Origin of the sequence: Nostoc sp. LPT (assembly GCF_017115165.1) — a bacterium.
Lineage (GTDB): Bacteria > Cyanobacteriota > Cyanobacteriia > Cyanobacteriales > Nostocaceae > Nostoc.
Map to the genome: position 1 here is coordinate 74750 of NZ_JABXKF010000166.1, position 19049 is coordinate 93798.

At 41.2% G+C, this 19049-nt stretch carries 17 protein-coding genes; 11 read left to right on the top strand and 6 right to left on the bottom strand.

Features of this window, described 5'->3' with window-relative positions; translation table 11 throughout:
* Positions 1-19: 19 nt before the first annotated feature.
* Entirely contained in the window at positions 20-2290 is a 2271-nt protein-coding gene (locus HWQ58_RS32030) for a transglycosylase domain-containing protein (protein WP_292871896.1), read from the bottom strand.
* Between the two features lie 435 nt (positions 2291-2725).
* Here HWQ58_RS32030 and HWQ58_RS32035 point away from each other — a divergent pair, with 435 nt between their 5' ends.
* The gene (locus tag HWQ58_RS32035; protein WP_292871898.1) at positions 2726-3445 is read left to right on the top strand and encodes a hypothetical protein; all 720 of its coding nucleotides are present in this window, start codon (positions 2726-2728) and stop codon (positions 3443-3445) included.
* Positions 3446-3654: 209 nt separating this feature from the next.
* On the opposite strand, the gene lspA is transcribed toward HWQ58_RS32035, so the two are convergent.
* Both lspA and HWQ58_RS32045 read right to left on the bottom strand, forming a co-directional pair.
* Positions 3655-4131, bottom strand: a complete 477-nt coding sequence (gene lspA / locus HWQ58_RS32040; protein ID WP_292774536.1) for a signal peptidase II — start codon at positions 4129-4131, stop codon at positions 3655-3657.
* 94 nt (positions 4132-4225) lie between these two features.
* Positions 4226-4813: a biotin transporter BioY gene (locus HWQ58_RS32045; protein ID WP_292871900.1), complete on the bottom strand. Its 588-nt coding sequence runs from the start codon at positions 4811-4813 to the stop codon at positions 4226-4228.
* A 591-nt stretch (positions 4814-5404) separates the two neighbouring features.
* On the opposite strand from HWQ58_RS32045, the gene pstS reads away from it, so the two are divergent.
* The 5 genes from pstS to HWQ58_RS32070 all read left to right on the top strand — a co-directional run bounded on the left by pstS (position 5405) and on the right by HWQ58_RS32070 (position 9848).
* Positions 5405-6586, top strand: coding sequence for a phosphate ABC transporter substrate-binding protein PstS (gene pstS / locus HWQ58_RS32050; RefSeq protein WP_292871902.1), 1182 nt, complete (start codon positions 5405-5407; stop codon positions 6584-6586).
* Positions 6587-6731: 145 nt separating this feature from the next.
* Positions 6732-7682: a phosphate ABC transporter permease subunit PstC gene (gene pstC, locus HWQ58_RS32055; protein ID WP_292871904.1), complete on the top strand. Its 951-nt coding sequence runs from the start codon at positions 6732-6734 to the stop codon at positions 7680-7682.
* Between the two features lie 19 nt (positions 7683-7701).
* Positions 7702-8583, top strand: a complete 882-nt coding sequence (pstA, locus tag HWQ58_RS32060) for a phosphate ABC transporter permease PstA (RefSeq protein ID WP_292871905.1) — start codon at positions 7702-7704, stop codon at positions 8581-8583.
* A gap of 56 nt (positions 8584-8639) precedes the next feature.
* Complete coding sequence (gene pstB, locus HWQ58_RS32065; RefSeq protein WP_292871906.1) at positions 8640-9446, top strand: phosphate ABC transporter ATP-binding protein PstB; 807 nt, start codon at positions 8640-8642, stop codon at positions 9444-9446.
* Positions 9447-9566: 120 nt separating this feature from the next.
* The gene (locus HWQ58_RS32070) at positions 9567-9848 is read left to right on the top strand and encodes a hypothetical protein (RefSeq protein ID WP_292871932.1); all 282 of its coding nucleotides are present in this window, start codon (positions 9567-9569) and stop codon (positions 9846-9848) included.
* 24 nt (positions 9849-9872) lie between these two features.
* Here the strand turns inward: HWQ58_RS32070 and HWQ58_RS32075 are convergent, their stop codons facing one another.
* Positions 9873-10439: a Uma2 family endonuclease gene (locus HWQ58_RS32075; protein ID WP_292871908.1), complete on the bottom strand. Its 567-nt coding sequence runs from the start codon at positions 10437-10439 to the stop codon at positions 9873-9875.
* Positions 10440-10762: 323 nt separating this feature from the next.
* Here HWQ58_RS32075 and HWQ58_RS32080 point away from each other — a divergent pair, with 323 nt between their 5' ends.
* The 3 genes from HWQ58_RS32080 to HWQ58_RS32090 are packed head-to-tail and all read left to right on the top strand — an operon-like array spanning position 10763 to position 15314.
* Positions 10763-11170 carry a type II toxin-antitoxin system RelE/ParE family toxin gene (locus tag HWQ58_RS32080; RefSeq protein ID WP_292871910.1) on the top strand — a complete coding sequence of 136 codons (408 nt, stop codon included), beginning with the start codon at positions 10763-10765 and terminating at the stop codon, positions 11168-11170.
* Positions 11167-11886 carry a helix-turn-helix domain-containing protein gene (locus tag HWQ58_RS32085; RefSeq protein WP_292871912.1) on the top strand — a complete coding sequence of 240 codons (720 nt, stop codon included), beginning with the start codon at positions 11167-11169 and terminating at the stop codon, positions 11884-11886. The genes HWQ58_RS32080 and HWQ58_RS32085 overlap by 4 nt, the downstream gene beginning before the upstream one ends.
* Before the next feature lie 35 nt (positions 11887-11921).
* The gene (locus HWQ58_RS32090) at positions 11922-15314 is read left to right on the top strand and encodes a CHAT domain-containing protein (protein ID WP_292871914.1); all 3393 of its coding nucleotides are present in this window, start codon (positions 11922-11924) and stop codon (positions 15312-15314) included.
* Between the two features lie 22 nt (positions 15315-15336).
* On the opposite strand, the gene HWQ58_RS32095 is transcribed toward HWQ58_RS32090, so the two are convergent.
* Together HWQ58_RS32095 and HWQ58_RS32100 are read right to left on the bottom strand one after the other, a co-directional pair.
* Positions 15337-15801 (bottom strand): DUF29 domain-containing protein, encoded by a 465-nt coding sequence (locus HWQ58_RS32095; protein WP_292871916.1) that lies wholly within the window; start codon positions 15799-15801, stop codon positions 15337-15339.
* A 172-nt stretch (positions 15802-15973) separates the two neighbouring features.
* A complete protein-coding gene (locus HWQ58_RS32100; RefSeq protein WP_292871918.1) occupies positions 15974-16570 on the bottom strand; it encodes a glyoxalase-like domain protein in 597 nt (198 codons plus the stop codon).
* A 196-nt stretch (positions 16571-16766) separates the two neighbouring features.
* Here HWQ58_RS32100 and HWQ58_RS32105 point away from each other — a divergent pair, with 196 nt between their 5' ends.
* On the top strand, positions 16767-17405 hold the full coding sequence (locus HWQ58_RS32105) for a sigma-70 family RNA polymerase sigma factor (RefSeq protein WP_292871920.1): 639 nt from the start codon (positions 16767-16769) through the stop codon (positions 17403-17405).
* 88 nt (positions 17406-17493) lie between these two features.
* Positions 17494-18573 carry a tetratricopeptide repeat protein gene (locus tag HWQ58_RS32110; protein ID WP_292871922.1) on the top strand — a complete coding sequence of 360 codons (1080 nt, stop codon included), beginning with the start codon at positions 17494-17496 and terminating at the stop codon, positions 18571-18573.
* Positions 18574-19049 lie beyond the last annotated feature (476 nt).

Here is a 19049-nt window from a genome sequence, read left to right on the forward strand (position 1 = left end):
CCCAATGCCCCATGCCCGTTTACCGAGTAATTCTCCGCATATAATTTCCCCATAATTGAGCTGCTTGAGCACTGCTGCCAGATGTCGGGGAATTATTGTCGTTTCCCAGCCAAACGCCGGTTACAAGTCGCTGACTGGGGATAAAACCAATGAACCACAAGTCAACGTTTTTATCAGTCGTGCCAGTTTTACCAGCTTCACCTAATCCAATGGCAGCACTACGACCAGTACCTCTTGCGATTACACCACGCATCAAACCAGTCATTTCATCGGCGACATCATTTGTCAACACTCGTTTGTTGGCACCTGGATCTTGGTCGAAGGAGTAAATTACACGACAGGTTTTAATATCATTGCGATCGCGACAATCACCACTGTCTAAAATTCGGCTAATGGCATGGGGAGGATTCGACACACCGCGATTGCCAATAGCGCCAAAAGCACCAGTCATTTCCAAAACATTGACTACACTTTGACCCAGTACCAAGCCAGGAACCGGATCGAGATTTGATTTTATCCCCAAACGCTGCGCCATTGCCACAACTTTATCCAGCCCGACTTCTCTGGCAACTCGCAAGGCAATAGGATTTTCTGAAAGCGCCAGCCCGGTGGCAATATCGAAGCTAGTGTCACCACCAGCACGACAGGGTTTATAAGTAAAGCCTTGCCAAGTTAAAGGGGCGCAGGAATAACTCTTGGATGGCGAAATTCCCTGTTGAATAGCGGCAGTGTAAGCAAAGATTTTGAAGGTGGAACCTGGTTGTCTTTTGGCTTGAACAGCACGATTGAACTGACTTTTTTTGTAATCAGTCCCGCCTACCATTGCGAGGATACTGCCTGTACTAGAGTCAAGAGTGACTAATGCCCCTTGAGAAAAATTAAAAGTTCTACCAGAGTTGTTGACCGAATTATTTAACGCTGCTTCTGCTTGTCTCTGTATACCTAAATCGAGCTTGGTTTCAATGATATAGTTTCCCTCTCTTGCAGCTCCCTCCCCCAAAATTGATTCGAGTTCAGAGAAGACGTAACTGTAAAAATAAGGTGCGATCGTTTTAGCTTGCTGTTCGCAGACTTTAGGACTAATTTGGACAGTGGAACGTCTAGCTCGGTTTGCATCCTCTGGTTTAATTTTGCCCATCTCTAGCAACCGCTTAATTACGCGATTTCGGTATTCAGCCGCTTCTAGCTTATTTGGCCCATCTCCACAAAAATCGAAAGCGTTGGGAGCAGGCAAAATTCCTACCAATGTTGCTGCTTCTGCCAAAGTTAATTCTTTAGCCGACTTCTCAAAGTAATATCGGGCTGCATCCTCAAAGCCAGAGGTATCTCCTCCTAAAAAAACCCGATTTAAGTACATCAGCAAAATATCATCTTTGCTGTAAAACGTTTCGAGCTTTAGGGCGACAACTGCCTCCCGCAATTTGCGGCCAAGGGTATCTTGTCTACCTACATACTCGCGGAACAAACTGCGGGCAACTTGCTGGGTAACAGTGCTGGCTCCTTGTTGCACATCTCCGCTGCGGCTATTAATCAACACAGCTCGTAAAATCCCCAGAGGATCAACCCCAAAGTGCCAGTAATAACGACTATCCTCTGAAGCCACTACCGCAGCAGGCAAATAAGGGCCAAATTCCTCTAATCGCTTCATGTCTACATGAGAGATTGTCCGAGGTTCTCTCAGGGGAGTGGCTCCATCACGGGCGTAAACAACTACTGGGGCGCGTGTCGCTGTCGGTAGAGGTCTGACTGAAAATTTCAGCCATTCGACGCCAATCACTAACGTTAACAGGGCACTGACACCACCAACTCCATAAGCTGTCCAACTTGCAGCTTTGACATACCATGCTGGTGGATCGACATATTGTAACCGTACAGAAGCGGCCAGTTCTGGGGGTCCTAGAGTCAGAATATCGCCGTGACGCAGTTCTAGGGAGCTAACACGACGCTTACCACGATAAATGCCATTGGTGGAGTTTTCGTCTTTGATCGTGAAAACTGTTGTGCGCTGAGTAGAATTCCGCGATAGTGACAGGTGAATTTGGCTGACAACAGGGTTACGGATGACGATATCGCTGGATTTGGAGCTACGACCGAGAATATAGCGATCGCCCAACAGTGGATATACCTCTGCTTTATCCGCCCCCGCATCCTGCACCCAAAGTTCTGGTACTTTGGCATTAGGCTTGAGCGCCAATTTAGAAAAATCGACCCTAGCTTGAATCGTATGTACTGCTTGAGTCAGCTGACCTAGTAACGTTTGTGGCTTGTGAGGGGGTTGGGGAGAACTCATCGGCTATTCACATCACAGTTTTTAATGAAGAATCGGGCAAATTACAATCAATTTTAGATGTTAGTCTTTCATCATTTTACTCATAAGCCAAAGCATAAATTAGCTATACGTAAGTTTTTGAGCTAATTTATACTTTAAGTTATGTTAAAGCTAGAATTAGTTTGTGATTTTAATTACTTTTTTATATAAGCAAAGATTTTTTCTATATTCTCAAAAGCTTATGTACCCTAATATTGATAGTTCAATAACTACAAATATAATTTTTAATTTTGTCTTTTTAAACACTAGTTCTCAATAAATAACTGATTTAATTTTTACCAGTTTTACATATCCACATATTCTGAAACAAACCTAAATATCTTCATTTAGGAGGATTTTCTAAAACTTAGTTATCTGCTTTAATAGGGCGAGTGTTCCGTTGAGGTTAATTACAGAATGATGGGAAAATCTCTGAGCCTGATTGGTACAGCTTTATCTTTGGCACTTACTACTAATATTGCTGTAGCCGAATCCAGTAAATCCCCCATAGCCCAATCTAGCAGCGACTCCACTAGCGCACCAACGGAAATCAAGCTGTCGCCAGAAGGTAAGAAAATTCTGTGCGAGCACTTTCCGCTCAACTCCCGCTGTCCCGGCGGCACAGCAGCCACCCCTAGCGCTCCTGGTAGCACTACAGCACCAACAGAAACAACAACGCCTGATAGCACCACCACTCCTGATAGTACAACTGCACCAGGAACCACCCCTGCTGACTCTGGCACTCCCGAAACCACTCCAGCACCAGGAAGCATAACCCCACCGGCACCTGGCGCACCTAGCAACTTAACTCCACCAGGAAGCTCAACCACTCCTGAAGGCGCACCTAGCAACTTAACTCCACCAGGAAGCCCAACCACTCCTGAAGGCGCACCTAGCAACTTAACTCCACCAGGAGGCCCAACCACTCCTGAAGGCGCACCTAGCAACTTAACTCCACCAGGAAGCTCAACCACTCCTGAACAACCTGGCACTCCTGGTAGCACTACCGACCCAGGAAGCGCAACCCCACCAGAACAACCTGGCACTCCTGGCACTCCTGGTAGCAGTATCGAACCAGGTAGCTCTCCCAGTACTCCCGGCTCTAGTTCGCCAAAAACTCCTACCACAGGTAATTAAATTAAAAGCTGGGGCATAATCTAAATAATGGTTTGCCAATCAGCGATCGCAGGTGCATCTTCCTTGAACTCTTGCACCAGTTATGCAAACTGGTGTCAGGTGAGAAATAAAAATTGCTAAAACCTTATACGTAAAGTCTTCGCATATAAGACAGAGCAAGGGTTTAACTAAGTTAATAGCCTGGGGTTAATCATCCCAGGCTTAATAGTTTAATGCGATCTGCCAGTTGAAGTCGGTGTTTTTTGCAAGGAAGCAATTAACAGGCAAACAATACCGATACTAATAAATGAATCTGCCACATTAAATACAGCAAAGTTTATTAGGCGAAAATCAAGAAAATCAACGACATAGCCTAAAACAAAACGATCGATACCGTTGCCCATAGCTCCACCTAAAATCAAACCATAGCCTAACTGATCCCACAAATTTAATGTTGGACCAATTAACGCCAACGCTATCAATACTAAACTCACTCCTAAAGATAGCCAGCGCAACCATTCTACTTTCCCACTTAACAGACTAAAAGCCGCACCAGTGTTAGTGACATAAGTGAAGTGAAATATCCCAGGTAAGAGTGGTAGTGTCTGCCCCAAGCTAAAGCTTTGTACTACCCAATACTTTGTTATTTGGTCTAAGAAAAAAGCGATGAAGGCAGCGATCCAGAAAAGACGATTTTTTAAACGCATGGCAAATTAGTCGTTGGTCATTGGTCATTGGTCATTAGTCATTGGTCATTGGTCATGAGCTTTTGACAAATGACAAAGGACAAATAACAATGAACTAATAAAACATTAAGTGACGCAGTATATATGCTATTACAGTAACTGCACAGACCACAGTTAGTTGACCTGGTAGTGCAAACCAGGAGTATCTAAAGATTGCTTGCATCAAGGTTAGATTTTCTGTGCCTTTCCACTGAAAAAGATAGCTAATAATCAAATAAGTAATACCGCAGATGTGGAGAGTTAACAAGCCACAGATGCAACTAAAGGCAAGAGTTTCTAGTCGAGGTCTTGCTTTAAAGGCAACTAAGCCACAAATCCAAGCTCCTGGAATAAAGCCTAGTAGATAGCCAAACCAAGATAGCTTGACATAACCAATACCGCCGCCATCGGCAAATACTGGTAGTAAGGTTAACCCCATGACTAAATAGGCAATTTGCGAGAGTGCACCCGCATTTTTGCCCCCTAAACAACCCACCAACAATACTGCGCCAATTTGAAAATTGACACCTAAAGGAAAAGTCTGAATTCCGTGCTGACTCCAAGTCCAAGGTAAGGTGATGCCATAAACTTCTAAGAAGGTACCACCCATTGTCAGGAGTAAGCCAATCATAGACCATAGTAATTGATTGGAAGCAGCAAACATTTATCAGGCAACCAAGGAAAAGCAAAAGGGAAAACCAACAGCAACTAGTATATTCATTAATATTGAAATGAAATTTGTGCTTACATCTTTAAGAACTAGCATATTTTCTTTTGCCTTTTTGGTATATAATTTTTCAGTTCTATGAATTGCAGCTGAGGTGTCTATTATCTGATTTTCTTAGCTGAGGCGTGCTGTGAATTCTGGTGTTTAACCTAAAATATGGTAAAATAGCATTATTTATATTAGTATTTATACTAAGTTTGGCCGAGCAGTGCCTAAATTTGGCTACAAAGTTTTGAATGCTTAATCTTAATTAATATTTATATACTTTTTTTATAACTTGACCAACTAAATTACACTATCAATAAAGTTTTGTAAATATATACAAGAAACTTACTATAGTACATATTCCTATCTTAAACCTAAAATAAGAGTATAAAGTTTATCAATAAAATCTAAAAATAAGGGTTTGCACTTCATTAAAAAAACAAGTATCTTTTTGCTTTGTTAACCTTTCGTTAATCTCTATTGTTGTTCTTTGGGAGTATCTTAGAAACGCTCACCTGAAAAGTTACTAAAAAATTGATAGCGATGCTCTCACGTCTTAGTGCAACAAAAACTCATCGCCTCACAGGTTCAATTTCAGTGTTAGCACTGACAATCGGCCTAGCAGCTTGTGGCGGACAGCAAACACCAGATGGTACAGCCACCAAAGATACACCTTCTGGCACTGCGACAGATACTACTGCCTCTAGCCCAGCTAAATTAGACCTTGGCGGAAACGTAAAGTTAAGCGGGGCTGGTGCGTCTTTTCCGGCACCACTGTACGATACCTGGTTCACAGATTTAAACAAAAAATATCCCAATCTGCAAGTTGACTATGCATCAGTTGGTAGCGGTTCTGGAGTTGAACAATTTATCAAAGGCACTGTAGACTTTGGTGCCAGCGATGTCGCAATGAAGGATGAAGAAATCCAAAAAGTACCAGCAGATAAAGGTGTTATTTTACTGCCTGTGACTGCTGGTAGCATCGTGTTGGCTTACAACTTGCCTGATGTTCCAGAACTTAAACTCCCACGAGCCGTTTACGCCGATATTCTATTAGGCAAAATCACCTCTTGGGATGATGCCCAAATTGCCAAGGCTAACCCAGGTGCAAAGCTTCCGAAAGAGTCAATCACAGTTGTTTATCGTTCCGATGGTAGCGGAACTACGGGTGTGTTCACAAAACACCTCAGCACTATCAGCCCTGAGTGGAAAAGTAAAGTTGGTGAAGGCAAAACTGTCAACTGGCCTAAGGGAGTAGGTGCTAAAGGTAACGAGGGTGTTACTGCTCAAATCCAACAAACTCAAGGTTCCATTGGTTATGTCGAGTATGGCTATGCCAAACAAAATAGTCTTAAGTTTGCTGCTTTGGAAAATAAAGGCGGTAAGTTTGTTGTAGCTAGTGAAGAGTCAGCTTCTAAAACTCTCGAATCAGTACCTTTACCTGCAAATCTCCGCTCCTTCATTTCCGATCCCGAAGGGGCTGATTCCTATCCCATCGTCACTTACACCTGGATTTTGGCTTACAAGAAATATCCCAATGCGGCAAAAGCCAAGGCGATTGAAGCTGCGATCGAATACGCTTTAACTGATGGACAGAAGCAGGCTAGTGCATTAGGATATGTTCCTCTACCGCCAAATGTGATCACAAAGGTGGCTGCTGCTGCTGACCAAATCAGTCCAGAGTACAAAATTTCTGTCGCTAGTGGTAGTAGCGCTAGCAAGTAAGTAATCAAACACGCCTATTCAGTAGTAACTTTGAACATAGAGTTACTATTGTTTGTATCAGTTTAAATAGATAATGAGGCGACAATTTTACTAATCTGGTTGCCTCCCATATTTTTCTCTGATTTAATTCTGAAAGTCGGTATTCATGACTACAAATTCTCAAAATATTTCATCAGCGATGAAAAATCGCTCTGACGCCGAAAAATCCTTAGATTTGGGTTTTATTTGGCTGACTAAAATTTTTGCTTTTGGAGTTGCTGGGACTTTATTATGGATCGGGTCGCAGGTTGCAATTGCCTCTTGGCCTGCTATCCAAAAGTTTGGTGCTGGCTTTTTAGTCAACACCACTTGGAACCCGGTTAATGATAGCTACGGAGTTCTACCTCAAATTTATGGAACTCTCTTGAGTTCTTTTATTGGTCTGCTGATAGCAGTGCCAATTGGGGTTGGTACTGCTATTGTACTGAGCGAGGATTTTTTGCCTGCTAAAGTGAAGCTGGTACTGGTTTTCGCAGTAGAACTGCTCGCAGCTATTCCCAGCGTTGTCTACGGAGTTTGGGGTATTTTCGTTTTAGTGCCAATCTTAACCAACTTGGGAAAATGGCTCAATGGTTACTTTGGCTGGCTGCCATTTTTTAGCACTTCTCCTACAGGGCCAGGAATGTTACCGGCGGGAGTCATCTTAGCGATTATGACTTTGCCCATCATCACAGCCTTATCCCGCGATGCCTTGATTTCTGTACCCCCAAGCTTGCGCCAAGCCTCTATAGGGCTGGGAGCAACACGCTGGGAAACAATTTTGCAAGTTCTCATTCCAGCAGCCTTTTCGGGCATAGTTAGTGCTGTGATGCTGGGACTTGGCCGGGCAATGGGAGAAACAATGGCTGTAACGATGTTAATCGGCAACTCCAACAACATTAGTCTTTCTCTTTTAGCACCAGCCAATACGATTTCTTCTCTATTGGCAAATCAATTTTCAGAGGCGAGTGGTTTGCAAGTTGCAGCTTTAATGTACGCGGCTTTAATTCTATTTTTTTTGACACTGGTAGTCAATATTCTGGCAGAGTTGATCGTTCTGAGAGTCAAGCGAATATAGCTTAGTTTTGGGTTAAATTATGACTTCTAATTTTCCAGAGCGCAGTTTAACTCGCTCCCCCACGTCTCAAAGGACACTGTTTAATACAGTGATGACCGTAGTCGCATTTATCTGCGGAGTATTGGCACTTTTACCTTTACTAGCAGTGCTTTCTTACGTAATTATTAAAGGCTTTAGCAGTCTGAATCTAGCCGTGTTTGTTGAATTGCCACCCAAAGCTCTCCAAAAGGGAGGAGGCTTTGGTAATGCAATTTTAGGCACGCTGCTGATGGTAGGAATTGCTGCCTTGATTAGTATCCCCTTTGGAGTTTTAGGGGCAATTTACATCACAGAATTTAGTTCGGCAAGAGTAGCTAGATGGGTGCGTTTTGCGGCTAACGTCCTTAGTGGAGTCCCCTCAATTATTGCTGGGGTATTTGCCTATGGGATTGTAGTTTTGACAATGGTAAAGTTGAACTTAGGATCGTATTCAGCTCTAGCTGGAGGGTTTGCACTAGCAATTTTGATGTTGCCAATTATTCTGCGAACTACTGATGAAGCGTTACAGTTAGTATCGCAAGATTTGCGACAAGCATCTGTAGGGTTGGGAGCGACTAACTTTCAAACTGTAAGTCAAGTAGTCTTACCAGCAGCTTTACCAGCTATTGTAACTGGGGCAACGTTAGCGATCGCCAGAGCATCTGGAGAAACCGCACCTTTGCTATTTACTGCTCTATTTTCTAACTTTTGGCCAGATGGTTTATTCCAACCAACAGCTTCCCTGGCTGTTTTAGTTTACAAATACGCCATTTCTCCGTTTAAAAATTGGCAATCTCTAGCTTGGGCAGCATCTTTAATTTTGGTATTGATGGTTCTAATCACAAGTATCATCGCTCGCTGGGCAACTCGCAAAAAAGCTTAGTAAACAACCATCCACAGTGCAAATCCCATCGTTTAAACTAACACTAGATTTAATTTATGCCTACCAACACTAGGACAGTGAATAACACTGAAACCGTTTTACGCACTGAAAATCTCAACGTTTACTATGGCAAGTTTTTAGCCTTACAGAATATTTGGCTAGATATACCGAAAAATCAGGTGACAGCTTTTATCGGCCCTTCTGGTTGTGGTAAAAGTACGTTGTTGCGATGCTATAACCGTCTCAATGACCTGATTGAGTCATTTCGGGCAGAAGGTAAAATACTTTTTTACGATAAAAATTTATATGCATCCGACATCGACCCTGTAGAAGTGCGTCGGAGAATTGGAATGGTGTTTCAAAGACCAAACCCATTTCCTAAATCAATTTATGACAATATTACTTTTGGAGCCAAAATCAACGGCTATAAAGGTAATTTAGATGAATTGGTAGAAAGCAGTCTCAGAAAAGCAGCATTATGGGATGAAGTCAAAGATAAACTACAGCAAAGTGGCTCATCTTTATCGGGTGGACAACAACAACGGTTATGTATTGCTCGTGCGATCGCAGTACAACCTGAAATTATACTGATGGATGAACCTTGCTCCGCTCTTGACCCCATTTCTACCTTGCGTGTTGAAGAACTGATTCACGAACTTAAAGAGCAATATACTATTGTCATTGTCACCCATAATATGCAGCAAGCAGCCCGTGTTTCTGATAAGACAGCCTTTTTTAATGTTCGGACTTCAGAAACAGGAACCCGTAATGGCTATATGGTAGAGTATGATGCAACAGAAGTAATTTTCAACAATCCTCAGCAGGAAGATACTAGAGATTATGTCAGCGGCAAATTTGGATAAATAAATATTTTACATTTTTGATGTTAAAGCAATGAGGGATACTCGAAAATTAAAGTTGTGCGATATTCCTCTATGTTTTTATTTGAAGGACTTTTTTCCTCCCCAACAAACTTCATCTCCATGCTGTCTGATGTCTATTACTTGGTGCGCTCAAAAACTGACGGGAATTATCTTATAGCTCGTCCTGATGCTGAAACATCGGGTTATTTATTGCTGTTTCAAGAAAACTTTGACGCCCTTAGCTATCTCAACACCCACGCAGCAGAAGTGGCAAATCGCTTTGCAGTGGAATCTATTGCGCGTACACAGTTGGGAAACTTGCTCAAACGCTGGGGTTTTAGCGGCGTGGGTATTGTAACTGACCCGTTATTACCCAAAGTTGAGTTTTTACAGCACAATTAACTAATTCGTAATTCGTAATTTTTATTAATTAAATAGTTGTGCGATCGCACAAGTAAAATCAGGCAATATAGATGAACTCAATTCATCACCATTGAATAACGTAGCAACTAACTTTAAACTTGCTTGTTCGCGTCGATATACTTCCACCCGTTGCTTGCGCCAATCTGCAATCCAATATTCTCTGACACCTCGTGAAGAGTAGAGCTTAAGTTTTAGTTCTCTGTCCCGCTTTTCATTTTCACTACCAGCAGATAACACCTCTACAACCAGTTCTGGCGCACCTGTCAAATGTCCCGCCTCGTCTAAAAGTAAAGGCAATCTCTCATTGCTAACCCAGACAACATCGGGAATAACATTATCATTATCGCCAAAAATTATTCCTGGAGCCGTCACAACTTCTCCCAGCCCAGTAATTTGTGACCAGTTATCCAAGGAAGTGCTAATTCTGACACAGGTTTTTTGATGCTTCCAATGAGGCGCTCTAGTCACAAATAATTCCCCGTCGATAATTTCATAGCGATTCCCGTTATCTGGAAACAACTCTAAGTCGGCGGTAGTCCAGCACACTCTCTCAGATATTGGCTGGTTCATAAATCATCTCTGTTAGGGATTTACCTATTTTAGCTGAGTGGAAATGGAACATCATAGCGTTTTTTGTTTGTATGCAATACAGTCTGACCTCTCGTTTTAGGCTTTGAATCTTACTCCCTAACGCTAGTAAGGAAGGGTTAGGGGTTAGGTCTGTATTGAACTCAACTCAGAAGTGCTATATGGCTTTGCCCAACGCAACACACCATTTTTATTACTCAATGTTTTATTATCTTAGTTGCACTCCCGTAATCTCTATGATATTCCTTATAAGTAATAATAATATTGACATTCTTTATAAGGAATACTATACTTTGAGGTAGGAAGTGAATTGGACTTGGGAACTTTATCAAGATTTCAATGGGGAAATCCCCAAAGATTTGCTTGCTTTTTTCATTAGGATGATTCCTGAACAGGAGCAACCAGAAAATCCACCAAAGCCATTACTGAGTCCTTCCGAAACTAGGCGTTTGCAAGTTAATCTTGGCTACCTGTGTAATAAAGGACTCGCATCACTCACTAGTGGCATCTTTGAGAAACTCGAAGATGACCTGTATGAGTTATGTATGACCAAGAGCGAACATAATCCAAGGTTTATTTTAACGGCTGCAACTCCTCAGCGATTTGTTGTGCTGCACGCTTTTATGAAGAAATACGACGACGCTATTAAAGATAGAGACAAAGAGCCTGCAAGAGTGAGATTGCGTGAATTGCAGCAGAGGGAAAAGTCATGAAAAAGCCTAATTTTCAAGCTTGGTTGCAGCAGAAGGTAAGCGATGATCCAGAAGTGATTTTGGCGGGAAAGTTAGAGTTTCTGCGCTTATATCTTACCGATGCTATGCGGGAAATACGTAATAAAGCAGGATTGACTCAGGCAGAGCTAGCCCAAAAACTGGGAGTGAAGCAAGCGGCTGTGTCCAAGTTGGAGTCCGCCTTAAAGGAACATGAGTTGGAATCGGTGTTGCACTATTTACATACCTTGGGTGCAGATTTGCTGGTAGCCGTCAAACAAGGGGATGACTTATATCAAGCTAGTGATAACGAAGGTGTTTTGCTGGTAGATGTACCAGATGTAGTTTTCCAAAAAGCATTGGCGGCAAACATGAGCGTGCGGGAATATGTGCGTGTCGCCGTTGAGAAGTTTTCTGGCGAGGATGATGGACTGAAAACAGCTTTGGTAAAACTGCTGGAAAGTGACGATTCGGTAGCGGTGAAAGTGAGAGAGCGTTTGGGTTCAAGGACAATCGGAGAAATTGCTGTAGAGTTGGAAAAATGTTTGAGTCTATCTGAAAAAGATAAGATTTTTGCTGTGAAAAATGTTTTGGCTGCTAATGTGGCGTGTAGAGAAAGTAATCGTGGAAGTAGTGATGAAGTTGATGAAATTGAGTTGTTGGATTTAGCGGAAGAATTGCTAGAGAAGTTAAAGGAATTTTTTGAGCGGTATAAATAAATTCATAAACTAAACTCATAAGCAGGAATTTATTGGTGATAGAAGAAAAATGCCTGAATGCTTATTTAAAGCTAATACATGAACTTCTCCAATCTTCTAAGGGACAAGAACCGGGAATTTTAGAGGTTCATAAAAACCTGATAGATGGTGATTTGGTAGACACTATGAAGCAGGTAGCTGCAACATTAGCGGAGCAGAGATACGAAGAAAATGCCATTTTTATCCGTAGGGTTGCTGTTACAATTTCCGCTACTATAGGTAAGCCATCGCCAGCAGAAACTTATGTAGAACTTATTCTAATGCTGTTACAAGCAGTGAGTAGTAGTCATGCTGATCCACAAGTGGTTTATCCATTTCTGCAAGCTAACCTAGACAAAATTGATGATAAATTTTCTTGCTGTTTGAAGGCTTGGGCTATAGATATGTTAATAGAAGAAAATCTAATTTCAGCAGAAATCTTAGCAACTGACATTTTTAATTTCAGTAACCTGATCGCTGAGTTTCCTTTAGGAAGTAAAGCATCAAATATAGAAATTGCCATTGCTGGCTATGAGGTAGCTCAAACTGTCTTTACTCCAGAAGCCTTTTCCCAAGAATGGGCTATGACTCAAAACACTTTAGCCGCTGCCTATATACAGCGTATCCGAGGATATAAAGCCGAAAATATAGAAATTGCTATTACTGCTTTGCAAGAAGCTTTGCAAGTCTTTAATAAACAAGACTTACCTACAGAATGGGCTATGACCCAAAACAGTTTAGCTGGTGCCTATATCAAGCGTATCCAAGGAGACAAAGCTGAGAATCTGGAAATGGCTATAACTGTTTTGCAAGCAGCTTTAGAAATCATTACCGAAAAAGCATTTGTTCAAAAATGGGCTACTATTCAAAATAATCTAGCAGTTGCTTACCGTGACCGAATCCGAGGGAACAAAGTAGAGAATCTAGAATTAGCTATAGCCGCCTGCAAATCTGCTTTACGAGTTTTTACTAAAGAAGCTTTTCCACAGGAGTGGGCTGAAACCCAAAATAATTTAGGAAATAGCTATCGCTATCGTATTAAAGGAGACAAAGCAGAAAATATAGAATTAGCGATTGCCTGTTATCAAGCAGCAGCAAAAGTTTTTAGCCAGACAGATTATCCTCAAGGATGGGCTGATGTAAAAAACAATTTGGGGCTTGCTTACTTAGAACGTATTCAAAAAGACAAAGAGCAAAATATAGAATTGGCTATATTTGCTTTTGAAGAAGCTTGCCAAATTTTTACTAAAGAAGCCTTTCCTAACGAATGGGCAAGAACTCAAAATAACTTAGGTATTACTTATTTGGATAGAATTTGTGGTACTAGATTGGAAAATTTGGATTTAGCTATTATTTCTCTACAAAAAAGCTTACAAATTTTTACCAAAGAATTTTATCCTATAAACTGGGCTATGACACAAATGAATTTGGGAATTTGCTATGGTGAGCATTTTAAAGAAGATTACACAAACGACTTAGAACTGGCTATCACTGCTTTTCAATTTGCTTTACAAATTCGTACTCAAGAAGCTTTCCCGGAAGACTGGGCATTAACTCATAGTAATATTGATCATATTTATAACTTGCATGGATATTTTACGAAAGCAATTGAATCTTTCCAGTTAGCCTTAACCGTCTATCAACACAACATATTTCCGCTTGATTGCTTTATAACAGGACGTAACTTGGGTAACACAGCTTTCTCCAATGATAATTGGGATAAAGCTATCCAAGGCTATGAAGCAGCTATTGACGCAGTAGAAACTAGCCGTAATTGGGTAACTTCTGAATCCCGCCGTCAAGAAATTATAGAAGAATCCATTGATGTTTATCAAAACATGGTGCAAGCCTGCATCAATGCTGGACAAATAGAAAAAGCCTTTGAATACTCCGAGCGATCGCGTTCTAAACGCCTGGTAGACTTAATGGCAAGCTACAACCTCTCTAAAGGCGAAGAAATTCCCCCAAAATTCCAAGAATTATTGCAGCAGTATGAAGCACTGCAATGGCAAATTGACCAAGAACGCCAAAGCCATAAATCTGAAAATAATCGCAGTGACACACGCGCTGCTTGGGAAGCTTATAATGAAGCGATCGCATCTTTAGAAACTCAAAAACAACAAGTTTGGGAAAATCTCAGACGCGAAGATCCCGTATTAGCTGGCGAAATTCAAGTTAACCCCCTCAGCTTATCGGAAATTCAAAAGCTAATTGACCAACCCAATACAGCTATCCTCAGTTTCTACACTACCAACAGCGACACCCATATTTTTGTCGTCCAGCAAAACCAAATTACTTTCCACACCTGCACAGGACAAGGGTTATATACGTTACAAGGCTGGATTAGCCAGAATTGGTTATTGCCTTATATGAATGATTCCCAAAAATGGGAAACTCAAATTAATAGTATTCTCCGCGAATTAGCTAAACGCCTGCAAATATCTGAACTCATTTACCAACATCTTGAAGGAGTAGAAGAGTTAATTTTAGTACCTCACATATTACTACATCAGATTCCGTTTGCTGCTTTGCCTACAGGAGAATATCAGGAATATTTAGGAGATAAATTTATCATTCGTTATACCCCAAGCTGCCAAATTTTAGAATTTTGTCAACAACGCGACAATGTAGGGAAATTTAATGAAATATCTCTACAATATGGAACTGTGGAAGATGCCGAAGATAACCTTCCCTGTGCCAGATTTGAAGGCGAACAACTCGCCAAAATGTACAATATTCCACCAGAAAACAGATTAATTGGCAGCAGTCAAGCTACCTCTAACAAGTATCGACAGTTAGCACAACAAGTTCAAGTACTTCATTGCTGCCACCATGCCCAATCTCGCCTCGATAATCCCTTAGAATCACAGTTAAAATTAGCTGATGGTAGCATCACGTTGGGGCAATTGATGACACCAAGCTGGCGTTTACCTCAACTTGTAGAAGTATTTCTGTCTTGCTGCGAAACTAATTTGGGTACTCCTTCTTTAACTGACGATATTCTTACTCTCTCCACAGGCTTTTTGTGTGTTGGTGCTAGAAGCGTTGTTAGTACTTTGTGGTCAGTCAATGATTTAGCCACAGCATTATTTTCCCTTTTTTACTACCAGCATAGGCAAGAAGGTAAAAACCGTCCTGAAGCATTACAGAAAGCCCAAATTCAGCTACGAAAATTCACAAAAGTAGACCTTAATAAAATATTTCAGGAAGTTGAAGTAAGGGAAAAAGAACTGATAGGAAATAGAAAAAAATATCCTTCGGGTTCTATCGAATATGAACAATGGAAGCTTGAATATAATATGTATACCAAATTGAACAGACGAATTAAAGAAATCGAAAACTCTACTCAGCAATTTCCCTTTTCACTTCCTCATTACTGGGCTGCTTTTATTTGCCACGGTTTACGGTAAGAAAATAATAGTATTGGGGCAATTACTCGCCCTGTTCATCAACCTGATTAACATTTGGTAAGAATTTAGGATTCAAAGTTTGGTCTAAAGTGTAGGGACAGATTTCTGGAAAAACATTTTCACCCAACTCAGTTTCTCGAATCGCTAAAGCCAAACCTAGTTCATAAACACTGAAGAAAACTTCATCAAGATAGGGTTTCAAACTAGCGCTATCTTGCAGAAGCAGCTTAATTTGAATACGTTGCTCTCGAATTGTACCCAACCAGCTATTGCTACGTTTTTCAGGTTGAAATTGCCATTTTAGTAGATGTCCTAGCAATACTCCCAGCCGATTTCGCAATTCTTGCCGTTCTCTTCTACCCAGAGTTTCAATTTCTTCAATCAGGTTAACTGTATCTAATTGTTCCCACTGTTGAGTTTTGAGCAAGCTAACCTGCTTTTGCGTCCAATCATAGAAATCTGTTTCATATAGGTGAGATGTGTACATTTTTTCCACTTTATTTACACCTATTTACTTACCTACCCTTGCGGTAAAGCTTGTACCAAAATCCAAAATCCAAAATCTAAAATCCAAAATCTAAAAATAAATATTGGGTTTAGCGATGCCTACGGTAGCAAGCTACGCTAAACCCAACCTCAAATAATCTAAAATCTCAGAACTAATTCGCTACTTCAGCCACCTCAATGACTCGCCCTTCATAGTCCTTGACCAAAAAGTTCAGGGGTTTGTGGTTACGAATCTTCAATTTCAAACCGCGCATTTCGACTCGCATTAAAATCATTTCCAGGCAGTCATGGTCAAAACAAACGTGGCGTTGTTGATTTTTGCTACCTAAACTTGCACCAGTAATGACGTGTAGCTGGGTGTTTTTCTTCAATTGATACCACAGCCCATCGTTAGCATTATTCATCATTTTGCTAGACAAGCTTGGCCCAGTAGACATATATAACGGATCGATGCCAGTTGCGCCTATAGTTTGTTCGTAGTTGTAGTAGTAGTGCAATGGCACCTCAGCTGCTGGCAAATCTAGCAGCCCTTCATACAATTGTCGGGCAATCTCCAAATCTGACACCATTACAGTGTGTACTTTTGGGGCACTGGTGAGAAACATCCACATAGCACCAGCGTAAGCTGCTAGCAGCATTACCATAATGCCTTGGGTGGAGAACAGGCTATCTAAGGGCAGGGAAGGCAGAAAGGAGCCTAAAGTAAGGGGACTGAGCAGGAACGATATCACACTAACTTCTATAACCATGAACAAATAAGGATTCTTTAAGAGAGTTGATTTTATGATTGTCGATTAAGACTAAAATTAAGTCCTTGTTTCTAGTTTATCAATACTCAAGTAGTCTGAATCTCATCTACAAACTGAGCAACACCAAGATATTATGCGATTAACTAGGGGAGTGCAATTCCCAAAACTATTTTAACAACTATCAACTCCAAGACTTGTGCAAATTCCTCATTTTCCCGAAGCTAATCACCCACTGGTGAAGTCGCTGTTCCATCACAGTGACCATGAACTACTGAATCTGTTTCAGCGCTATCCAGATGCTGGAAAGTACTTTACGGTGATTTTTTGTCGCTATAGCCCCATAGTCTACACCTTAATTCGGCATTCGGCGCGATCGCCTGTGCAGGCAGATTATCTGTTTGCCCTCACCTGGCGACATATATATTACGAACTCGGTGGACTAAAGTTAACTGACTCTGAATCAGATGAGGAAGCTTTGACCATGCAGAATTGGTTAATTAATATGACAGCTTTCTGTATAAATGAGATTAAACTACCACCCACAGAAGCAATTCATTATTCTCTACAAGCGACTTCACCGCCGCTATGGTGCTATGTACAACAGGCGTTAGACCAACTACCGCCAGTTTTACGATTAATTGTATTAATGGCTCAAACTTTCCATTGGAGTGAAACTAGAATCGCTGCTTATCTACAAGCTGAAGGAGAAGCGATCGCTCCTAATGAAGTAGCCAATTTTCTCCAAGAAGGCTATCGTATGCTAGAGGACAAGTTACCCACAGATATCCGCACTATATACTTTGGGGAAGATTTAGCTCAATCAAAACTTCAGTAAAAATGCGTATATTGATTGTCTTCAATTTAAAACTTAAAACTTTTTCTTAGACCTTCTACTTAAACCCGCAACTTTACGGGTAATTTTTATGAAACAACGGCTTGTATTTCCCTGCCAAAAGGTAGGCTTAATTTGTGTAGGTGAGATTTCTTGTCCCCAGGTACTTTTACACAGCTTTTTACTGTTTGCTTTTTTGCTGAGTCCTGTAGCGGGTGCGGTTGATATTTCCGAACAACTCCATCGCCCTTTAAATAATTCTGTTGGGCGACAATCAAGAGATGAAGCAGACGGTTTGCTGCGTATTGGTCAACAAGAATACGCTTCAGGACATGCCGACAAAACAATTGCGTCTTGTTGGCGAGCATTAGAACTATATCATTCCATTGGTGACCTGAAAGCACAAGGTCTGACGTACAATTTGCTTGCTAAGGCTTATGTGCAGCTTGGTAGTTCAAAAGAGGCAGAAGATGCTTTCAGAAGAGGATTAGCGATCGCTCGTGATACTAAAGACTTCCAATCTCAGATTTTTGTGCTGAATAATATCGGTACATATCTGCTGCAACAAGGCGAATCTAGTGCTGCTGGTAAAACAGTTGAAGATGCACTCGCAATTGCTCACGGGGTCAAAAATATTGAAGGTGAAGGACTGTCTTTGAGTAATTTAGGTTTAGTAAGTGCCAGGTTGGAAGATTATAACAAGGCGATTAAACTGTACGAAAATGCTTTAATTTTCCGCCGTCAAACTGGCGATGCCATCGGTGAAGCAAATACCTTGAATAATTTAGGAGATGCTTACTTAGCATCTGGAAATTATCAAGATACCATTGCTACTTATGGTGAAGCAATGCAGAAAGCTAAAACCAACCGCGATCGCACCAATGAATTACGGGCAATTGACGGTTTAGTTACGGCTCACACTGTTGTAGGACGTTACGAACGCGCCTTTGACTTACTAGAGCAGCGTTTAGCACTCGCTAAAGAATTACAAAATTTACGCGAAGAATTAAAATCTTTTGAATCTTATGCCCAGTTATATAAGCAACAAGGTAACTACCTAACTGCCCGCAATTTTTACGAAAGGGCAATTATACTGGCGCGGACATTGCAAGACAACAACCAAGAATTGCAATTGCTGGATCAGTTAACTAAAATGCTTCAGCGAAAGTAGTTAAAAGGGCGGTTGGAAACCACGTCTACACAGGCATATATAGCAAAGTGCTGAGTGCTGTTAGCGTCAGCGGGGCGTTTAGCCCGTGCTGAGTAGAAACCCAGTTAAATCAAGGCTTTTAGCAATCAATATTGTCCTACCCTATGTGGCTACGGCTATAAAAGCTTGATTTTCTCTTAGCCCAAGTCGGTGTAGCTCTTATTTATGTAGCCGTGAATAACCTTCGCCCTAATTCTAAATTAATTAATTCAAGAACACTGAACCATTTCGTTCAATTCTCATTGTACTTCTACCCTGTGTTGCATTGGTGGCTTCCTTAAATGTAACTTCCAAATTTCCTGGCTCTGAAGCAGCTTGTGGAGTCACTATTAACTGTCCGCCATCTTCTCGTTCAAATGTTACTGTTACTGGTGCTTTTAAACCCTGACTATCTAATTAGTATTTAAGAGCTTGAGACTCAAGCACAGCGAGAAGTT

What these genes read in the sequence shown, in the direction of transcription:
- HWQ58_RS32070 (WP_292871932.1), top strand. Translation starts at nt 9,567, where the DNA reads ATGCTGTCTGATGTCTATTACTTGGTGCGCTCAAAAACTGACGGGAAT.
- HWQ58_RS32030 (WP_292871896.1), bottom strand. Translation starts at nt 2,290, where the DNA reads ATGAGTTCTCCCCAACCCCCTCACAAGCCACAAACGTTACTAGGTCAG.
- lspA (WP_292774536.1), bottom strand. Translation starts at nt 4,131, where the DNA reads ATGCGTTTAAAAAATCGTCTTTTCTGGATCGCTGCCTTCATCGCTTTT.
- pstB (WP_292871906.1), top strand. Translation starts at nt 8,640, where the DNA reads ATGCCTACCAACACTAGGACAGTGAATAACACTGAAACCGTTTTACGC.
- HWQ58_RS32035 (WP_292871898.1), top strand. Translation starts at nt 2,726, where the DNA reads ATGATGGGAAAATCTCTGAGCCTGATTGGTACAGCTTTATCTTTGGCA.
- pstC (WP_292871904.1), top strand. Translation starts at nt 6,732, where the DNA reads ATGACTACAAATTCTCAAAATATTTCATCAGCGATGAAAAATCGCTCT.
- HWQ58_RS32100 (WP_292871918.1), bottom strand. Translation starts at nt 16,570, where the DNA reads ATGGTTATAGAAGTTAGTGTGATATCGTTCCTGCTCAGTCCCCTTACT.
- pstS (WP_292871902.1), top strand. Translation starts at nt 5,405, where the DNA reads ATGCTCTCACGTCTTAGTGCAACAAAAACTCATCGCCTCACAGGTTCA.
- HWQ58_RS32045 (WP_292871900.1), bottom strand. Translation starts at nt 4,813, where the DNA reads ATGTTTGCTGCTTCCAATCAATTACTATGGTCTATGATTGGCTTACTC.
- HWQ58_RS32110 (WP_292871922.1), top strand. Translation starts at nt 17,494, where the DNA reads ATGAAACAACGGCTTGTATTTCCCTGCCAAAAGGTAGGCTTAATTTGT.
- HWQ58_RS32095 (WP_292871916.1), bottom strand. Translation starts at nt 15,801, where the DNA reads ATGTACACATCTCACCTATATGAAACAGATTTCTATGATTGGACGCAA.
- HWQ58_RS32075 (WP_292871908.1), bottom strand. Translation starts at nt 10,439, where the DNA reads ATGAACCAGCCAATATCTGAGAGAGTGTGCTGGACTACCGCCGACTTA.
- pstA (WP_292871905.1), top strand. Translation starts at nt 7,702, where the DNA reads ATGACTTCTAATTTTCCAGAGCGCAGTTTAACTCGCTCCCCCACGTCT.
- HWQ58_RS32085 (WP_292871912.1), top strand. Translation starts at nt 11,167, where the DNA reads ATGAAAAAGCCTAATTTTCAAGCTTGGTTGCAGCAGAAGGTAAGCGAT.